Origin of the sequence: Streptomyces hokutonensis, from assembly GCF_042751305.1 — a bacterium.
GTDB lineage: Bacteria > Actinomycetota > Actinomycetes > Streptomycetales > Streptomycetaceae > Streptomyces > Streptomyces hokutonensis_A.
This window is the reverse complement of the sequence record NZ_JBHYWD010000006.1, coordinates 392,295-410,789: the sequence shown is the minus strand read 5'-3', so window position 1 is coordinate 410,789 and position 18,495 is coordinate 392,295. Positions and strand designations below refer to the sequence as shown.

Here is an 18,495-nt window from a genome sequence, read left to right as displayed (position 1 = left end):
CCCACTTCCACTGCGGCCCACCGTACACCAGAAACGGTCCACCCGTTCCACTTGAGTAGAATGAAGGCATGACCTCCCCGCCTTCCGACCAGACACCGTGCCGGCAGCCCGGCACGGGACTGCGCGCCGACGCCGAACGCAACCGCGACCGCATCCTGGCCGCCGCCCGCCGCCTTTACGCCACCGAAGGGCTCGGCGTCTCCATGGCCTCGGTCGCCCGCGAGGCAGGCGTCGGCAAAGCCACACTCGGCCGGCGCTTCGCGACCCGGGAGGAACTCGTCAACGCGGTCTTCGCCGACCGCATGGACGCCTACGCCGACGCCGTCAGCGCGGCACTCGCCGACCCCGACCCCTGGCACGGCTTCACCGGCTACCTCCACGCCGTCTGCGCCATGCAGGCCGCCGACCGCGGCTTCGCCGACGTCCTGACCATGACCTTCCCCGCCGCCAAAGCGCTGGAAGCCCGCCGCGCCGAGTCACACAACGGGTTCCTCGAGCTCATCGCCCGCGCCAAGAACAGCGGACACCTGCGCGACGACTTCACCCACCAGGACCTCGTCATCCTGCTCATGGCCAACGCCGGGGGGGGCGCCCCCCGCCCCCGCGGCCCCCCACCCCCCCCCCGCCCCCCCCCCCCCCCCCAACACCCCCCCAACCCCACCCCCCCCAACCCCCCAACCGCGCGGGCCCCCCAGACCCGCCGCTGTCGCCCGCGCCCCGCGGGCCGCGGCGGCCCCGCACCCGCCCGCCTGCGCCCCCCCCAGCCCGCCCCCCCGCCCCCGACGCCTGGCGCCGCCTCGTCGGCCACATGCTCCGCTCCTACGCCACACCCGGCGCACCGCTTCCCGCGGTGCCCGAAGCCCCGAGGCCCGCGGCGCTCTACCGCGCCATGGTCCGACTCTCACGAACCGGCCCGGACACCGTCTAGGGCGGCAGCTTCGGCCCGTGGTACGCGTGCACGCCGTGACGGATGCCCACCCGGCAACGGAGAACCGCGCGCTCCGCCCCAGCTCAGGCCATGACGCCGTGAACGCAGAGGCAACCCATGACCTGGAGGGATGCACCGGTGACAGCCAGGAGGGTGCCGGCTGCGGCGCGGGTCCTCGCCAACGGCCGCGCCGCCCCCTCTCGTCGTCCCGATACCGCCGTACCGATCACGTTCGGACCTACAGGGCAGCGGAGGCGCCCGGAACAGTCGAGCGACCAGCAGCCCCATCCGTGCCCGCAACGCTGTGAGATCGGGGCGGCGTCAGCAAAGTCGTCAACCGCGATTCATGCCAGGGTGAAGGCGAGAGTCTGCACGGAGTTCCAGAAGGGGACCTGTCCCCGAACAAGGGGCGACCTGCCCTGCCAGACGCCAGCGCTACAGCACTCAGTGGCCCCACAAGCTGACGCATGGAGCAGAACGGTCCAACCGCCCTCGGCCGCTGCCCCAGAACGCCCACCAATCATTCGCTACAGGCCACAGAAGCTGCAGCTCAGAGACGTTCAAGCTCGCCGCCCCGCTCTCCTGCCTCTATACAGAGGACAGCTGCCGGCGCGCATCCGCTACGCTGTCCCTGGTCGGTCGTTGGTACGTCGCGTTGTCTGCTCAGGTGACCGGGCGGAGAGCATCGCACCATGTCTGACCAGCGGGCTTGTGCCCCTTGCCGAAGATCCACGTCCTGGGTTTTCAACAAGGTTTTCCACAAGCCCCCGCCTTCGTAGCTCAGGGGATAGAGCACCGCTCTCCTAAAGCGGGTGTCGCAGGTTCGAATCCTGCCGGGGGCACACCTGTAGTAGTCGGAACATCAGGACGGCCCCGAACCCGCGAGAGGGTTCGGGGCCGTCGTCGTTCTTTCCGGGCTACGGCACCCTCGCCGCATCCGGGTCCTCGGCCGCCGCCGTCTCCCCCGTCCCCGCCCCCGCGAGCGCGTTGTTCCGCCGCACCGACGACCAGAACGACCATCCGATCAGCAGGACGCCGACAAGACCCGTGATGACCTCGTTGATCTGGTACTGGATGGTGATCATGAGGATCACGGCGAGGGCGCCGATCGCATAGTGGGCGCCGTGCTCCAGGTAGACGTAGTCGTCGAGGGTGCCCTGGCGGACCAGGTAGACCGTCAGTGAGCGGACGTACATCGCGCCGATGCCCAGGCCGAGGGCCATGAGCACGATGTCGTTCGTGATGGCGAAGGCGCCGATCACGCCGTCGAAGGAGAACGACGCGTCGAGGACTTCCAGGTACAGGAACATGAAGAAGGCGGCCTGGCCTGCCAGGACCACGGGCGAGCGTTCGCCCTCGCGCTCCCGTTCCTCCGCCTCCGCTTCCTCCTCCGCCTCCAGGCGGTTCTCGAAGAAGCCGGAGAGGCCGCCGACGATCATGTAGGTGATGAGGCCCGCGATGCCGGAGACGAGGACCGTCTGGGCCTTGTCCGCGTGGGCGCCGCCGTGCTGGTGGGCGTGGGTGGCGAAGGTGAAGGACGTGATCAGGAGGACGATCAGGGCGAGGCAGACCGAGAGCATGTCGACCTTGCCGAGCCTGGCGAGCGGGCGTTCCAGCCAGCCCAGCCACTTGATGTCGCGGTCCTCGAAGACGAAGTCTAGGAAGATCATCAGCAGGAACATGCCGCCGAAGGCCGCGATCGCCGGGTGGGCGTCGGTGACCAGCTGTTCGTAGCGGTCCTTGTCGGTCAGGGCCAGGTTGACCGCGTCGATCGGGTTCTTCTTCGCCGTGACGGCGACGATCACGACCGGGAACGCCAGGCGCATGCCGAACACCGCGATCAGGACGCCGACCGTGAGGAAGATCCGCTGCCAGAAGGCGGACATCTTCTTCAGGATCCCGGCGTTGACCACCGCGTTGTCGAAGGACAGCGAGATCTCCAGGACGGCCAGGATCGCGATGACACCGAACGCCGTCCAGCCGCCGTACCAGACTCCCAGGGCCAGGCCGAGCGCGGTGACCGCGAACGACCAGCGGAAGGTCTTCAGAAGCACGGGTTGCCCCTTCCTGTTGTCGCGCGGTCGCCCGCGGGCCGGGTATCCGTCAACAACCCGACCAATCATCGGCGTTGTCTACCACGGCCGCCTGTCGCGCGGATGACGGGGCCGATCAGGGGCACGGAAAACACGCGAAAGGGGCCCTCGACCGGCCAGGTCGAGGGCCCCTCCGGAGTCGGTGTCGCCGCGCCGTCACTTCTTGAGCGCCGCCCGGCCCGATGTGCGCAGCGCGCCGACCGTCTTCAGGAGGCGGTCGGCCGGGTCGCGCAGGGACTGGTGGGCCAGGACCGTGTTGCGCAGGCCGCGGACCGGGCGGCGCCACAGGCGGTGGGCCGTGGCCACCGGGTGGGGGCGGGTGGCGAAACCTTCCCCCACGCGCAGCTCGCGGGTCTTGAGCCAGTCCTTCCACTCCTTGTCGCCGCGCCCCAGGTCCATGAGGCGCACACCGTGCCGGCCCGCCTCCTCGGCCATCCTGAGGTGCATGATCAACCCCGGGGAGTAGTAACGGAGTTCGGGGTCGTACGCCGTGAACCAGGCCGCGAACAGCGTGCGGGACGCCGGTCCGAAGTGGGCCGCGACCGGGCGGTCCCCGGCGTAGAGGACCGACAGGATGCCCGTGAAGTGCTCCTCGCGGACCCGGAAGAGATGGTCCACCAGGTCTACGATCCACGGCCGGGCGAAGCGGTCCATGCGGCCGGTCCTGCGGTACTGGGCGGACTTCCACCGCATCAGCGTGTGCAGCACCTCGGGGCTCCGGTCGTCGTAGACGAAGCGCATCTCGCCGAGGTCGCGGCCGAGCCGGCGTTCCTTCTTCAGCGTCGTCTTGGCGATGCCCGGGTACGCGCCGCGCAGCCACTCGGCATAGGGGACCTCGCCGTCGCCGTCCTTGAGGTCGATCACCGGGGAGGCGAAGGTGCCCGTGACATGGCGGCCGAACGGCTGCTGTTCCTCGACCAGATGGTCGAACTCGAAGACCGACAGGCCGCAGGCGCGCAGGAGTTGCTGGACGTCCCAGGTGACACCGGGCCGGTGCACCAGGGCCTGGCAGTCGGAGAGACCGAGGCCGATGGCCCGGCCGACGCCGAAAGGGTTGCGCTCGTACGGGAAGAAGCCGACCGGCTCCCCGCCCTCGTGCAGCACCGCCACCTGCGCACCGCCGCGGTGACGGCCGACGCCGTCCGCGAACTCCGGTGCCAGGAAAGGGTTCGCGTAGTCCGGCGACTCGTCCATCGCCTTGTGCCAGGCCTGGCGGAGCGAGGTGCTCAACTCCTCCGGTCTGTGGATCGTGATGTCCGCCTTGCCATTGGATCGCATGGATCGCATGGGCGACCGTCCCCCCACATTTCCCCCACGACGCGTCGTCCGCGCCCTGCCTACTCCTCCCACGGTACGACGAGAGACGAACAGTTCGGCAGGTCTCAAACGTCGCGAAACAGTACGGACGCCGTCAAGGATGCCTGTGGTCATGGAAAGAGCACGGATCGCCCGGCCGGGAACGATCCGGGAACGATCAGGACACGGAGGCGATCAACAGGCGGAGACGGTCACCGGGCGGTCCTGCCGGGCGCAGGCCGCCAACACCCCTGTGACCACTGCCGATCCGGTCGCCATCAGGGTCATCGCCGTTGCGGAGGAGGTCAGTTGGGCCAGCGTGCCCGCGAGCGCCGCGCCGACGCCCTGCATGGCGAGCAGGCCCGCGGAGCGCAACCCGAGTGCGTGGCCCGCGAGTTCGTCGGGTGTGAGCTCCATCAGGCGCTCCTGGAGGACCAGGCTCGCGCCGTAGCCGACGGAGGCGACGCACACGGCGATCGCCGCCCACGGCATGCCCGGCCGCAGCGCGAAGAACAAGTACGGCGCCGCCAGCAGCAGGCGCAGCGGGATGTCGAGGCGGCCGCGCAGGGCGGCCGGCACGAAGCGGCCCAGGGTCAGGTCGCCCACGAACATGCCCAGCGCCGCGCAGCGGCGGGCGGGGCGCTCGGTGCTGTATTCGCGGACGGCGGCGGGGGAGGCCGTGGTGGAGGCTGCCGGTGTGTAGGTCCCGAGACGGATGGGCCGCTCGCGAGAACGACATTTACCGGAGTTAGCATCCGGTTATGACGACTACAGAGAACACGGGTCCCCTCGCCGTCGAGATCGGGTCGCTCAAGGGCGGCTCGGCGGACCTCTCCCAGTACGCCGGCCAAGCCGTCCTCGTGGTGAACGTGGCCTCCAAGTGCGGGCTGACCCCCCAGTACACGGGCCTTGAGCGGCTCCAGGAGCGGTACGCGGCACAGGGCTTCACCGTGCTCGGCGTGCCCTGCAACCAGTTCCTCGGGCAGGAGCCCGGCAGCGCCGAGGAGATCGCCGAGTTCTGCTCGGCGACCTACGGCGTGACCTTCCCGCTGACCGAGAAGGTCGAGGTCAACGGCGACGGCCGGCACGAGCTGTACGAGCGCCTCGTCGGCTTCGCGGACGCGGAGGGCCACACCGGCGACATCCGCTGGAACTTCGAGAAGTTCCTCATCGGCCGCGACGGCACGGTCGTCGCCCGCTTCTCCCCGCAGACCGAGCCGGAGTCGGCGGAGGTCGTGGCGGCGGTGGAGGGTTCCCTCGCCTGAGCATGTGTTGACCTTGCCCCTGGGGCAGGGCTGAGCGTCCTTCTCGCCGGGCGGACGGATTCCGCCCGGTGACGGAGGATGGCTGGGGTGAACGACGAACTGCTGACCATCGGGGCGTTCGCCGCCCGGGCGCGGCTTTCGGCCAAAGCGCTGCGGCTGTACGACCGCCTCGGGCTGCTGACCCCGGACCGGGTCGACGCGGCCAGCGGCTACCGCTACTACCGCGCCGACCAGGTCGAGCAGGCCCGACTCGTGGCGCTGCTACGGCAGTTGGACATGCCGCTGGCCCAAGTCGCCGCGCTGGTCGAGGCGGACGGGCCGGACGCGGCCGAACTCCTCGCCGCGTACTGGACGGACGTCGAGACCCGGATCGCCGGGCAGCGCACGCTCGCCGAGTACCTCCGTGCACGCCTTTCGGGGAGGAGTTCCGAGATGTACGGAAAGTTCGTGGTCGAGACGGTCGAGGTGCCGCAGCAGGTGCTGATCACCGAGACCCGGCACACCCTCGCGGACGAGTTGCCGGCCTGGATCGGGGCCTCGCTCGGACGCCTGGAGGCGGCGGCCGAGGAGTGCGGGGGCGTGAGTGCCTCGCCCTTCGTCGTCTACCACTCCGAGGTGTCGACGGAGAGCGACGGCCCGGCAGAGTCCTGCGTACCGGTCGCGGACGAGGCGGCGGCCCGGGCGTGGGCAGCGCGGCAGGGGCGGACCCGGCAGACCGCGGTCCGGGTGGAACCGGCCCGGCGGCTGGCGTACACCCGCATCACCAAGGCGCAGGTGGCGCATCCGCAGATCCTGGCCGCGTTCGAGGCGGTGGAGCAGTGGGTCGCCGCGGAAGGGCTGCGGTTCGCCGGTCCGTGCCGTGAGGTGTACTTCGCGGACTGGGACGCGGCCGGCCCCGAGGACGCGGTGTGCGATGTGGCGTTCCCGGTGGAACGGGATCCGGCTCAGTAGCCGTGACAGGGGTTCAACAGCCGTAGGAGCGGGGCCTGTTGGCTTCGGCACGGGTTCGGCAGCCGTAAGACTGGTGCCCGTTGGCCGCGGCAGGGGCTCAGTAACCGTAGAACCGAAGCCTGTTGACCCTGGCAGGGCTCGGTAGCCGTAGATCGGGCCCGGTCCCCATAGTCGCGGATCGGGCTCGATCGCCGCGGAAGGGGCCGGGCCCCGGTAGCCGTGGGAACGGGCTCGCCGGTCGCGGCACAGGGCCGACAGGTGCGGGCGCGGGCCCGGCGGTCACGGCATAGGCTCGACAGGTGCGGCACGGGCCCGTTGGTCGCGTGGGGTGGGCATGGCCGAGCCCCCTCGGCCGGGACGGCGGGCCAGTCGAGAGGGCTCTTTCGGTGTGTCTGTGAAATGGGAGTGGTCATCCGTCACGCGAGGCCGACAGTCCCCCTGCCGACCTCGGCCACGAAGGCGGTCCACGCGTCGACGGGGAACGCCAGCGTGGGGCCGTCGAGGGTCTTGGAGTCCCGTACGGCCAACGCCGCGAGAGCTGGGGACTTGACCTCGACACACGCGCCGTTTCCGGCCGAGTACGAGGACTTGATCCAGTTGTCGTTGGCGCCTTGCTGAATTGCCATTTTTGCTCCGGTTACGCCAGTTGATGAGTCGCTGTCACCGCGCGTCCCGTCCGGCCACGAACACTCCGGACGTACAACACGGTTTGCGCCAACGCCTGTTGCTCGATGGCGTGATCGACGCTACTCGCCAACATTGGTAGGCGAAGCGGCCATTCACTCGACCGGGTGGCATATTCCCCTGGTGCTTCCATCCTGGCTGGCGGAAGGTGTAAGGTGCGGCACCTTCCGCCGGACGGGGCCACTCAGCGGGCGTACTCCTTCGCGATGTCCGCGATGAACTGGTGCGACTGGTCCACGTTCAGGGCCTGGGCGCGCAGATGCTCGTACATGACGCTGTACTTCTGCACGTCGGCCGCCTTCTCCAGGTACAGGTCGCTGGTGACGCCCTCGATGTACACGACGCTGGAGTCCGCCGCGTCGGGGAACTCCAGGATGGCGTACTGGCCGTTGAGACCGGGGTGCGCGCCCACCTCGTAGGGCAGCACCTGCACGGTGACGTGCGGGAGTTGGGACATCTCGGCGAGATTCTCCAGCTGCTCGCGCATCACCTGGCGGCCCCCGACGACCCGGCGCAGCGCCGCCTCGTCCAGCACCGTCCACAGGCGCAGCGGGGATTCCCCGGAGGAGACACGTTCCTGCCGGCGCAGCCGCACCTCGACGCGCTTCTGGATGTCGCTCGGCGAGGTCTCGGGCAGCGCGCCCCGGATCAGCGCCTCGGCGTACGGCCGGGTCTGCAACAGGCCCGGGATGATCTGGGGTTCGTAGGCCCGCAGCGAGGCGGCGTCCGTCTCCAGGCCGATGTAGACGCTGTACGGGATGTCGCCGAAGGAGTGCCACCAGCCCTGCTGGCGCGAGTCCTTGGCCATCTGCATCAGCGAGTCGACGATCCGGACGTCCTCGACCTCGTACACCCCGCACAGATCGCGGACGTCGCGCTGGCTGATGCTGCGCCGGCCGTTCTCCAGCCGGCTGATCTTCGACTGCGACACCAGCAGCCGCTCGGCGACCTCTTCGGCCGTCATGCCCTTGAGCTCTCGGAGCCGACGCAACTCCTGGCCCAACCGGCGTCGCCTGACGGTGGGATTGACACTTGACGCCACGGGAACGTGCACCTCCGGCTGCATGCCTCTGCTTGCCACTGCTTGTTGCTACTTGCCGCTACTTGCTGCTCACTGCTTGCCACTTTGCGTATCTGCTGTTGAGCAGACTGCCACCAAGGTGGTTTCTACCGCTGGGAAACGGTGGATATGCGGCAGGTACGGGCCAGGTTCCGATTTCCCACGGCGTCCGTAGATGCGGCCGAGCGGGGTGGAGTGACGTTACGTCTACTCCACCCCGCTCGGACCAGCGGCTCCCGAACCGGGTCTTGGGGACTGGCGGTGCGGCGGTACTGCGTGTGGTGCGTGTACTGCGGTCGTACGGTGGTGCGGTCCTGTCGTGCCTGATGCGGGCGTGTGCCGTGGAACTGCGGCTCAGTGAGCCACGGCGCGCGCCATGGTGCCGCGGTGCGGCTGCATCGGAACACCACGAGCCGGTTCCGGTGGCCTTGATCCGGGCGCGGCCTGACGGCCGGCCGGGGCCGGGCTGCGGCGTGGCTGTGCGGCCACACCGTTCTGGACGTCCATCACGGCGTGCGCCACGAGTCCGCCCATGGGGTCGTGCCTGATCAGGTCCCGCAGCCGGGAGCGGGACGAACGTCCCTCGTTACCCGGATACAGGTGCTTGCCCAGACCCACCGCGTGCGCCAGTGCGGCGAGCGCCGCGGTCCGCGGGTCCGGCGGTACGCCGGTGCGGATCGCGGAATCGAGTCGCGCCCTGATCTCACGGCTGATCTCGTTGTCCGTCGCCTGGTAGCGAGTCGTGGGCAACACCCCGCACATCTGTCCCGCCACGGCATGCACCATGCCGCACCGCTCCAGATGCGAGAGGTAGGTCTGGCGAAGTCCCAGTCGGGGCCCGCCAATCCAGTTCACTGCACGCACGGGAGCGCCACGCCTTCGCAGCAACTCCAACGCGCAGTCCAAAGTCGGATCTCCGGTCGGCCGTGGGACTACCACGGCGATACGATCCCCGTCTGGGGCTATCCGTCCGGCCAGCGCCAGCTCCACTAGCTGTGCTCCGGCCAGACCGAGGTCGAGCGACTGCGGCTGCGCAGTGGTACCCGTGGCCGGGTCCAATGCCAGCAGTAGAAGCTCTTCCGGAAGAGTTCTGCGGCTCCTGCCCATCCATGCCTCCCCGCGTGGATGAATGACAGGGTGACCCCTCTCACATTGGTCTGTCGAGAGTGCGTGACCGCTTCGTAGTGGAACCGGTAGGTATGTCGTTCTCGTCTACCGCAGGGGTTAAGCCCGCACACAGGACACTGGTACATCGTTCGGACAACGGTGTTTGATGCGTTGTCCGGGCTGCGGGTAGGAGATTTACCGGCTGTTTTCAGCTGTTTCTGTAGCTGTCTCGGCTATCTCGGTCGGTTCGGTTGACGCACGGTGGGCGTGCGGCTCATGGAGGAGGCATCGGTGGCGGGCGAGTCCCCCGACAGGTCGAAGCAGCGCGAGTCGTCGGCAGAACCGACGCCGGGGAGCGCGAGTCCGGTTCCCGAGGCGAGGTCCGAACGCGACCCGCGCCTGGCGGTGGCCCGCGAGGCCACGTCGACGTCGTCCCAGCGCGGGGGTGTCGACACGGCGACGAAGATCTTCTCGATCCGGGAGCTGCGGGCGGGGGCGACCGAGGACGGGGACACGGGCGGGGCGTCGGGGACGGCCGGTGACGGGGCGGGGTCGGACGGTGCGTCCGGTGCGGGCGGTGCGGGCGGCTCCGACGGTGCGGGCGGTGTGGCCGGCTCCGACGGTGCGGGCGGTGCGTCCGGCTCGGACGATGGCTCCGGCTCCGGCTCGGGCGGTGACTCGGATGCGGTCGGTGGGTCGGGCGAGGCTGGTGGGACTGGCGAGTCCGGTGGGGCCGGTGCATCGGGCGATGTCGGTGAGGGCGACGACGGGTCGGGTAGTGCCGGCGAGTCGGGTGAGGCGGCCGGCGCCGACGAAACCGGTAACTCCGAGGGTCCCGAGCCGGCCGAGGGTGGCGAGGGTCCCGAGGGCGCCGAGTCCGCCGACGACGCCGAAGTCATCGGGGGCGTTGCGGGCGCGGAAGCCGTCGAGGACGCCGATGCGCAGAACCCTTCCGCCAAGGGCGGCCCGGCGGGCGATGCCCGGTTGCGGGCGGCTGTGGCGGCCTGGGTGGCGAGTGCGGACGAGCCCGAGGACTCGGGCGAGTCGGACGGTTCGGACGTACACGAGCCTGCCGGGGCCGAAGCGGCCGACGACGCGAGCGAGGCTTCTACGGCCGCGGACTCGGCGAAGTCCGCCGAGAGCGCGGAGACCGTCGTCGTGGCGACTCGCCCCGCGAAGGGGCGCCCCGCGGACGCGGAGAGCGCTGCGGAGGCCCAGGAGGGCTCCGTGAGTGCCGTAGCGGCCGCGGCGGCCGATGCTGGGCGGGGTGCCGAGTCGGAGGACGCCGGGACCGCGACCGAGGACGGGCCGCAGGACGCGGTTCCTGAGACCGCCGAAGCCGACAAGACCGAGACCGAGACCGAGACCCACGACGAGATCGCTGACGCCCGCCCGGAGGCCACCGGCACTCCCGAGGACGCGGCTCCCGACCCGGACGAGACTCCGGAGGCCGACGGAGACGCGGACGAGGAACCACAGGACGCCGTCCCCAACGCAGCCGAGGGCGAGCCGGAGGACACCGCACCGGACGCGTCCGCAGCCGAACCGGAAGACGCCGCACCCGGCTCCTCCACAGCCGAGCCGGAGGACGCGGCCCCCGGCGCATCCGAAACCGACCCGGAAGACGCCACCCCCGGCTCCTCCGAAACCGACCCGGAAGACGCCACCCCCGGCTCCTCCGAAACCGACCCGGAAGACGCCGCACCCGGCTCCTCCGAAACCGACCCGGAAGACGCCGCACCCAGCGCATCCGAAGCCGACCCGGAAGACGCCGCACCTGGCTCCTCCTCAGCGGAGCCGGAGGACGCGGCCCCTCGCACACCCGAAGCCGAACCGGAAGACGCGACAGCTGAGCCGCAAGACACCCCCCCGACCCCCGAACCCCCCACCACCCCCGAACCGAAAGCCGCCGACGGCGCCTCCGCCCCACAGGCTCCACCCGCACCCGACAACGCGACCCGCACGGGTGGTGCGGGTGGGAAAACGAAGGCGGACGACGGCGTAGCCGAGGCGGTCGATCAGCCCACGGCCGTTTTCAAGGCCGTACGGGCGCCCAAGCCCGCGGTGGACCAGCCGACCACCACTCTCAAGGCACCCAAGGCCCCGCCCACCCCCGAGGCCCCCGCCGAGCGCACCAGCAAGTTCGTCGCGCTGAAGCCCCTCGACGAGCCGCGGGCGCCCCGCGCACCCCGGCCGGACGCCACCCGCCCCGTCGCCCAGGTCGGCCCGGAGCGCACGACCCAGCAGCCGCTTCCCCCGAAGCCCCCGCTGGACCTCCTCGCCGAGCTGACCAACACTCCGCCGCCGCCGGAGACCCCGGTCCGTACGGCGATCCGCAGGGTCAAGATCTGGACCCCGCTGGTCGTCCTCCTGGCGATCGTGTTTGCAGTAGTGCAGGCCCTGAGGCCGCTGCCGACGCCCTCCCTCACGCTCACCGCCGACGACTCGTACACCTTCGCCGGCAGCAAGGCGAACCTCCCGTGGCCGAGCGAGGGCCAGGGCTGGATGGACGTCAACGGCATCGGCACGATGGGCAACTTCGGCAAGCAGACGCCGGTCGCCATCGGGTCCGTGGCGAAGGCGATGACGGCGTACATCGTCCTCAAGGACCACCCGCTGAAGTCGGGCGCGGAGGGCGAGAAGATCACTGTGGACGCGACCGCCGAGAAGGAGGGCGGTTACGACAAGGACGGCGAGTCCACGCTCAACACCGTCAAGGCGGGCGACGTCCTCACCGAGAAGCAGGCGCTGTCGGCGATCATGATCCCGTCGGCGAACAACATCGCGCGGCTGCTGGCCCGGTGGGACGCGGGCTCCGAGGCGGCGTTCATCAAGAAGATGAACGACACCGCGAAGTCGCTGGGGATGACGAACACGACGTACACGGACGCCTCGGGCCTGAAGGAGACCACGGTCTCCACCGCAGAGGACCAGGTGAAGCTGGGCAATCAACTGGTCAAGATCCAGGCGCTGATGGACATCACCAAGCTGCCGAGCTGGGTCGACCCGTCCGGCAAGAAGTGGACCAACTACAACCGCCTGGTGCCGTACAACAACTCGCTCGGCATCAAGACCGGCACCACCACCGCGGCCGGCGGCAACCTGCTCTTCGCCGCCACCAAGGAGGTCGGCGGTGAGACGGCCGTCGTCGTCGGCGCGATCCTCGGCCAGCACACCGCGCCGATCATCGACACCGTCAACGCGGTCAGCAAGACGGCGATGCTCGCGGCGCAGGACGCCATGAAGTCGGCGAAGATCCTGAAGAAGGGTGACGTCGTCGGGTACGTTGACGACCAGCTCGGCGGTCACACCCCGGTCGTCGTCACCAAGGACGTCGCCGCGGTCGGCTGGGCCGGCCTGAAGGTGAAGCTGTCGTTCGCCCCCGACTCCGTACCGCACACCGCGAAGGCCGGCACCAAGGTGGGCACGCTCACCGTGGGCGACGGTTCGGGCGGCGCGGTCAAGGTGCCGGTCGCCCTGCAGAAGGATCTCGCGGAACCGGCCCTGACCGCGAAGCTGACGCGTCTCGGCTGACCCACGAGGCGTTGTACGTCACCGCACCCCGCCGACCGGCCACCCGCACGGGAGCCGACCGGCGGGGTGCGTGCTAGCGTCGCGAATCGGGGCACGTCGCCGGTCAAGTGGACGCGGCGTCGAACAGGCCGGGAACGGGACGGGACGCGGCCGGGAACAGAAGACGGGACACGGGGAGTGCCTTCAGGTGGCCACAGCGGAGCCGACACGCGCCGACGATGCCGATCCGGGCCCGGTAGCCGGCCCGCGAATACACCTGCCCGCGCACCACACGGACCAGGACGCGACACCTAGCGGAAGCACCCGTTGGGCGGGGCTGATCGACCGTCTCCGCACCCCCTTCCTCCGCCACCCGGTGATCGGCTTCACGCTGCTCTCCGGGATCCTGCACATCGTCTGGTTCTTCACGTTCGCGAACAGTGGCGGCGATCTCGCGGCGCAGGACGCCTGGGCGGAGTTCGTCGGCCGCCACCCGGACTCGGCGTACAACCTCGCCTGGTACGGCGGCATGCACCCGGTGTCGTACAGCGTGGTCTCGCCGTATCTGATGTCGGTCCTCGGTGTCCGTACGACGATGATGATCGCCGGGACGATCTCGGCGGGCCTGCTCACCTTGATCCTGATCCGCAGCCGCTCGGTGAAGAACCCGCTGTGGGCCTCGCTCGCGGGTGTCTTCGCGCTGCTGTGCAACGCGGCGTCGGGCCGGGTGACGTACGGCCTGGGCATGGTGTTCGGGCTCGGCGCGGTGGCCGTCGTCTTCTGCTGGCCGTACCGCTGGCGCTACAAACGCTGGGCGAAGGCCCTGTGCGCGGCCCCGCTGGCCGCGCTCGCGACGATGTCGTCCCCGGTGGCCGGCCTGTTCGTGGGCCTGGTCGCCGTAGCCCTGTTCCTGCAGAAGCGCCGCCCCGGCGCCTGGGCGCTCGGCCTCGCACCCGCGGCCGTAGTGGCCGTATCCGCTTGGCTGTTCCCGTTCTCCGGCACCCAGCCGATGCTGTTCGGCTCGATGATCCTGCCGCTGATCTCCGGGGTCCTCGTCTACTTCCTGGTGCCGCACGAGTGGACGACGGTGCGGATCACGGCGGCCGTGTACAGCGTCGGGGTCATCCTGGTCTGGCTGGTCAGTTCGCAGATCGGCTCGAACATAAGCCGGCTGGCGATGCTCTTCGCCGGTGTGGCACTGGTCTCCGCGCTGCCGTTCGCGGTGCCGCGCTCGCGCAAGTGGTACGCGATCGTGCTGGCCTTCGTCGGCTTCACCGGCTGGATCGGCTTCAAGTCGGTCGACGACGTCGTCAACACCGCCCCCGCCGCGTCCTGGTCGCACGAACTCGCGCCGCTGGTCAACGAACTCCAGGAGGTCGGCGCCGAACGCGGCCGGGTCGAGGTCGTACCGGCCCGCTCCCACATCGAGGCCTCCGCGCTCGCGCCGTACGTCAACCTGGCCCGCGGCTGGAACCGCCAGGCCGACATGGAGCGCAACCCCCTCTTCTACGACGACACCCTCAACTCGGCGAACTACCACGAGTGGCTCCAGCGCTGGGCCGTCCACTACGTCGTCCTGCCGAAGGACAAGCTGGACGGCGACGGCGGCGAGCGCGAACGGGACCTGGTCCAGCGCGGGATGCCCTATCTGAAGCAGGTCTGGGGCGACACGAACTGGCAGCTGTTCCAGGTCACCGACCCGACGCCGCTCGCCGAGCCGAACGCGGTCGTCGACCGGGCCGAGCAGGGCGAGCTGACCATCGAGGTGAAGAAGAAGGGCCGGATCCTGATCCGCATCCCGTACTCGCCGTGGCTGAGCGTCGTCGACGCGAAGGGCAAGAGCCTCAAGCCGCCGCAGGAGACCGAGGCGTCCAAGCATCGCGCCGAGGGCACGCCCAAGACGTACGACAACCTCAACGGGTGCCTGACGGAGACCGCGGAGGACTCGAAGGGCGACAAGTGGACGATGCTGCTGGCCCCGAAGGCGGGGACGTACCGGCTCGCGGCGCCCTACCAGCTGCCGCGCGGTACGCCCTGCCCCGACGAGCTGAAGTAGTCAGCGGAGCCGGTCGACGTACTTGTCCGTGCCGGGGACGGTCGGGATGAAAGGCGCCACCAACTCGACCGTCCCCAGGCCCGATTCGGCCACGGCGGTGTCCAGTCCCGTGAAGTACTCCTCCCAGCAGTCCCGTGGATCCGCCTCCAGGAACCAGAGCAGCGTCAGCCGCGTATCCACCCCCTCGACCTGCTTGACGTAGGTCATGCGGTCGCCCGGCAGCGGGGTCGGACGGAACACGGTCACCATCGCGGCCGGGGACCCCGCGAGCCGCTTCGGGAGGTGCCGGGAGCGCAACCACTCCAGCAACTCGGCGCGCTGCGCGGCCGATTCACTGTCGACGACCTCCAACACCAGCCCGGCGTAAGGGTGGTCGAGGGCGTGGAAGTCCCTCGGTCCGGCCGCGCCGTCGCGGTACACGGTCGCCTCGTGGTCCTGGAACGCGGTGAAGACGTGCGTACGGTCCTGGTACACCCGACCGTCGCGATTGAGCCGTTTGTTGATGCCGACGGTCCACTTCATGTGGTCGTCGTAACGGCCCTCGGTGACCCAGTACGTGGAGAGGTAGCAGCCGGCGGTGACGGGCTGGGCGATCGCCGACTTCTCGGGATAGCGCAGGAGTTGGAGGTCCCGGGTGGCGACCCAGCGGCGGCCGGCGTACATCCAGGGCATGGCCATCGCGCCGGCGTAGTAGTGGTCGTCCTCGTACCAGCGGTTGTACGCGTACTCGTGGCCGGGCTGCGGTTCGACCATGGTGATCAACGCGTGGCCGGGCCGGACTCCGTACGGTCCTACGGCGGCCAGTTCGGCGTACACGTCGCTCCGGGTGTCCTCGCTCACGTCGCTCCCCTTCCGTCCTCCGCCGGTCGCCCATACTCTGACGCCCCGTCAGATAAACCGCCAGACCCCGGGAGGGATCGGATGTCGCTGCTCGCGGGCAAGACCGTCGTCGTCTCGGGGGTCGGGGCCGGACTCGGCCACCAGGTCGCCGCGGCCGTCGTACGGGACGGAGGGAACGCCGTGCTCGGCGCGCGCACGGAGGCGCATCTCGCCAAGTCGGCCGCCGAGATCGATCCGGACGGCTCGCACACGGCGTACCGGTCGACCGACATCACGGACGAGGCGCAGTGCGAGGCGCTCGCGGAGGTGGCGCGGGAGCGGTTCGGACGGATCGACGCGGTGGTCCATGTGGCCGCGTGGGACAGCTACTTCGGCGGGCTCGAGGACGCGGACTTCGCCACCTGGCAGTCGGTGATGGACGTGAATCTGCTGGGTACGTTGCGGATGACGCGGGCGTGCCTGCCGGCGCTGAAGGAGGCGGGCGGCGGCTCGGTCGTCATCATCGGGACGCAGTCGGCGGTGGCCGCCCCCTCGCAGGTGCGGCAGGCGGCGTACGCGGCGTCGAAGGGGGCGCTGACGAGCGCGATGTACTCGCTGGCAAGGGAGTTGGGGCCGTACCGGATCCGGGTGAACACGGTGCTGCCGGGGTGGATGTGGGGGCCGCCGGTGGAGGCGTACGTGCAGTTCACCGCGCACACGGAGAGGGTGCCGGAGGCGGAGGTGCTGAAGCGGCTGTCCGACCGGATGGCGCTGCCCGAGCTGGCGACGGACGGGGATGTGGCGGACGCGGCGGTGTTCCTGGCGTCGGAACGGGCGCGGGCGATCACGGGACAGTCGTTGCTGGTCAACGCCGGGGAGCTGATGCGTTGAGTTCATGTAGATGAACGCGGAACATCAATCCGAACGATTTTGCTCCCCCTTGACTGTTCGCTTACTTGTCGTGCTCACGCACGACCGCCCACGATGAGCCCCGGGCTGAACCGGCTCAATCGTGGGAGGGCGCATATGAACGGGCTCGACTGGGCCGTGCTCATCGGCTATTTCGGCGTGATGGTGGCCATCGGTGTGTGGTCGCACAAGCGTGTCGACAACGTGAGCGACTTCTTCACCGCCGGCGGCAAGATGCCCTGGTGGCTCTCCGGCATCTCGCACCACATGTCGGGCTACAGCGCGGTCATGTTCACCGGTTACGCGGGCATCGCCTACACCTACGGTGTCACGTCCTTCATCACCTGGTCGTTCCCGATCGCGCTGGGCATCGCCATCGGCTCCAAGCTGTTCGCGCCGCGCATCAACCGGCTGCGCTCGCGGCTCCATGTGGCGTCTCCCCTCGAGTACTTGAAGAACCGCTACAACCTGCGGACCCAGCAGGCGCTCGCCTGGTCCGGGATGCTGCTGAAGATCGTGGACGTGGCCGCGAAGTGGGCGGCGATCGCGACCCTGCTCTCCGTGTTCACGGGTGTGTCCCTGAACCAGGGCATCCTCATCACCGGCGCGATCACGGCCGTCTACTGCACGATCGGCGGCCTGTGGGCCGACGCGCTGACCGAACTCGGCCAGTTCGTCATCCAGTTGCTCGCCGGCGTCTCCATGTTCGTGGCCGTCGTACTGAAGCTGAACGACAAGGGCATCGGATTCTTCGGCGCCTGGGACGAACCGGCGCTCCAGGGCCACGGCAAACCCCTCGTCGGCCCCTACGGCACGGTGTTCCTCCTCGCGTTCCTCTTCATCAAGCTCTTCGAGTACAACGGCGGCATGCTCAACCAGGCCCAGCGCTACATGGCCACCAAGAGCCCCCACGAGGCCGAGCGTTCGGCCCGCCTCTCGGCGGCACTGTGGCTGATCTGGCCGACGGTCCTGTTCTTCCCCATGTGGATGTCACCGCTGCTCGTCCACGCGCAGAAGCCGGACGGCTCCGACTCCTACGGCCTGATGACCGAACAGCTGCTGCCGCACGGCCTGTTGGGCCTGGTCGTCGTCGGCTTCTTCTCCCACACGATGGCGATGTGCTCGTCCGACGCGAACGCCATCGCGGCCGTCTTCACCAGGGACGTGGCACCGGTCGTATCGGCCAGGGCCCGTGCCTGGAACGACCGTTCAGGCCTGATCGCGGCCCGCGTGACGACGGTCGTCTTCCTCGCCCTGTCGATGTCGGTGGCGACGCAGATCAACTCGCCCACGTTCAAGGACATCATCACGGTCGTCATCAAGTGGGTCGCGGGCCTGATGGGCCCGATCGCGATCCCGATGATGCTGGGTCTGCTCCGCCCCTTCCGCAAGTCCGGCCCCACGGCGGCGCTGACGAGCTGGGCGGCGGGCCTGTTCGCCTTCTGGCTGGTCAACTACCCCATCAACTGGGAGGTCGACGGCGGGGTCCCGCTCCAGTACCAGGTGTCGATCCCGCTCGCGGTGTCGCTCGTCCTCTACATCCTCATCGGCTACGTGAAGCCCGAGGACACCCCGGAACGTGACGCCCTGATCGAGCAGATCAACGGCGGCGGGGACGACGACGGCGAGGCGGCGGCGGTCCCGGTACCGGCGCAGGCCGACGGGACGCAGGACACGGCGGCGGTGACGCGGGGAACGGACTGACGTCCAGCGGACGAAGGCTTCGGACACCGTCCACAGCCGGGCCGCGTCTCCTGGTCCAGAGCGTAAGGGGCGACGCCGACGACGGCGTCGCCCCGCTCGACGACTGCCGT

General features: G+C 69.7%; 13 protein-coding genes, 1 tRNA gene and 1 pseudogene. 8 read left to right on the top strand and 7 right to left on the bottom strand.

The genetic code is table 11. The features are described from left to right. The first annotated feature begins 68 nt into the window (after positions 1–68). Complete coding sequence (locus ACFXC1_RS19380; RefSeq protein WP_381244201.1) at positions 69–1,022, top strand: TetR/AcrR family transcriptional regulator; 954 nt, start codon at positions 69–71, stop codon at positions 1,020–1,022. A 675-nt stretch (positions 1,023–1,697) separates the two neighbouring features. Beyond that, positions 1,698–1,770, top strand: a tRNA-Arg gene (locus ACFXC1_RS19375). A 75-nt stretch (positions 1,771–1,845) separates the two neighbouring features. Here the strand turns inward: ACFXC1_RS19375 and ACFXC1_RS19370 are convergent. The 3 genes and pseudogenes from ACFXC1_RS19370 to ACFXC1_RS19360 all read right to left on the bottom strand — a co-directional run. Next, positions 1,846–2,982, bottom strand: a complete 1,137-nt coding sequence (locus tag ACFXC1_RS19370) for a DUF475 domain-containing protein (protein ID WP_381244199.1) — start codon at positions 2,980–2,982, stop codon at positions 1,846–1,848. Between the two features lie 195 nt (positions 2,983–3,177). Further along, positions 3,178–4,308: a GNAT family N-acetyltransferase gene (locus tag ACFXC1_RS19365; protein WP_381244197.1), complete on the bottom strand. Its 1,131-nt coding sequence runs from the start codon at positions 4,306–4,308 to the stop codon at positions 3,178–3,180. A gap of 204 nt (positions 4,309–4,512) precedes the next feature. Then, positions 4,513–4,941: pseudogene (locus ACFXC1_RS19360) on the bottom strand (MFS transporter); the annotation flags it as partial. Between the two features lie 137 nt (positions 4,942–5,078). Between ACFXC1_RS19360 and ACFXC1_RS19355 the strand changes: the two are divergent. Both ACFXC1_RS19355 and ACFXC1_RS19350 read left to right on the top strand, forming a co-directional pair. Further along, entirely contained in the window at positions 5,079–5,582 is a 504-nt protein-coding gene (locus tag ACFXC1_RS19355) for a glutathione peroxidase (RefSeq protein ID WP_381244195.1), read from the top strand. A 78-nt stretch (positions 5,583–5,660) separates the two neighbouring features. Beyond that, positions 5,661–6,533, top strand: coding sequence for a MerR family transcriptional regulator (locus ACFXC1_RS19350; protein ID WP_381244194.1), 873 nt, complete (start codon positions 5,661–5,663; stop codon positions 6,531–6,533). A 416-nt stretch (positions 6,534–6,949) separates the two neighbouring features. Here ACFXC1_RS19350 and ACFXC1_RS19345 read toward each other — a convergent pair whose 3' ends face one another. The 3 genes from ACFXC1_RS19345 to ACFXC1_RS19335 form a co-directional block, all read right to left on the bottom strand. Next, a complete protein-coding gene (locus ACFXC1_RS19345) occupies positions 6,950–7,159 on the bottom strand; it encodes a DUF397 domain-containing protein (protein WP_381244193.1) in 210 nt (69 codons plus the stop codon). A gap of 242 nt (positions 7,160–7,401) precedes the next feature. Next, positions 7,402–8,259: a helix-turn-helix domain-containing protein gene (locus tag ACFXC1_RS19340; protein WP_381244191.1), complete on the bottom strand. Its 858-nt coding sequence runs from the start codon at positions 8,257–8,259 to the stop codon at positions 7,402–7,404. A 372-nt stretch (positions 8,260–8,631) separates the two neighbouring features. Then, entirely contained in the window at positions 8,632–9,384 is a 753-nt protein-coding gene (locus ACFXC1_RS19335; protein WP_026179532.1) for a GOLPH3/VPS74 family protein, read from the bottom strand. A 276-nt stretch (positions 9,385–9,660) separates the two neighbouring features. On the opposite strand from ACFXC1_RS19335, the gene ACFXC1_RS19330 reads away from it, so the two are divergent. Continuing rightward, entirely contained in the window at positions 9,661–12,918 is a 3,258-nt protein-coding gene (locus ACFXC1_RS19330) for a D-alanyl-D-alanine carboxypeptidase (RefSeq protein ID WP_381244188.1), read from the top strand. A gap of 187 nt (positions 12,919–13,105) precedes the next feature. Further along, positions 13,106–14,953 carry a DUF2062 domain-containing protein gene (locus tag ACFXC1_RS19325; protein ID WP_381244186.1) on the top strand — a complete coding sequence of 616 codons (1,848 nt, stop codon included), beginning with the start codon at positions 13,106–13,108 and terminating at the stop codon, positions 14,951–14,953. Here the strand turns inward: ACFXC1_RS19325 and ACFXC1_RS19320 are convergent, their stop codons facing one another. Then, complete coding sequence (locus ACFXC1_RS19320) at positions 14,954–15,793, bottom strand: hypothetical protein (protein ID WP_381244184.1); 840 nt, start codon at positions 15,791–15,793, stop codon at positions 14,954–14,956. It abuts the gene before it with no gap. Positions 15,794–15,874: 81 nt separating this feature from the next. Between ACFXC1_RS19320 and ACFXC1_RS19315 the strand changes: the two genes are divergently transcribed. After that, positions 15,875–16,663, top strand: a complete 789-nt coding sequence (locus tag ACFXC1_RS19315; RefSeq protein WP_381244182.1) for an SDR family oxidoreductase — start codon at positions 15,875–15,877, stop codon at positions 16,661–16,663. 135 nt (positions 16,664–16,798) lie between these two features. Continuing rightward, complete coding sequence (locus ACFXC1_RS19310) at positions 16,799–18,385, top strand: sodium:solute symporter family protein (protein WP_381244180.1); 1,587 nt, start codon at positions 16,799–16,801, stop codon at positions 18,383–18,385. Positions 18,386–18,495 lie beyond the last annotated feature (110 nt).

What these genes read in the sequence shown, in the direction of transcription:
- ACFXC1_RS19380 (WP_381244201.1), top strand. Translation starts at nt 69, where the DNA reads ATGACCTCCCCGCCTTCCGACCAGACACCGTGCCGGCAGCCCGGCACG.
- ACFXC1_RS19365 (WP_381244197.1), bottom strand. Translation starts at nt 4,308, where the DNA reads ATGCGATCCATGCGATCCAATGGCAAGGCGGACATCACGATCCACAGA.
- ACFXC1_RS19355 (WP_381244195.1), top strand. Translation starts at nt 5,079, where the DNA reads ATGACGACTACAGAGAACACGGGTCCCCTCGCCGTCGAGATCGGGTCG.
- ACFXC1_RS19350 (WP_381244194.1), top strand. Translation starts at nt 5,661, where the DNA reads ATGGCTGGGGTGAACGACGAACTGCTGACCATCGGGGCGTTCGCCGCC.
- ACFXC1_RS19345 (WP_381244193.1), bottom strand. Translation starts at nt 7,159, where the DNA reads ATGGCAATTCAGCAAGGCGCCAACGACAACTGGATCAAGTCCTCGTAC.
- ACFXC1_RS19335 (WP_026179532.1), bottom strand. Translation starts at nt 9,384, where the DNA reads ATGGGCAGGAGCCGCAGAACTCTTCCGGAAGAGCTTCTACTGCTGGCA.
- ACFXC1_RS19330 (WP_381244188.1), top strand. Translation starts at nt 9,661, where the DNA reads ATGGAGGAGGCATCGGTGGCGGGCGAGTCCCCCGACAGGTCGAAGCAG.
- ACFXC1_RS19315 (WP_381244182.1), top strand. Translation starts at nt 15,875, where the DNA reads ATGTCGCTGCTCGCGGGCAAGACCGTCGTCGTCTCGGGGGTCGGGGCC.
- ACFXC1_RS19310 (WP_381244180.1), top strand. Translation starts at nt 16,799, where the DNA reads ATGAACGGGCTCGACTGGGCCGTGCTCATCGGCTATTTCGGCGTGATG.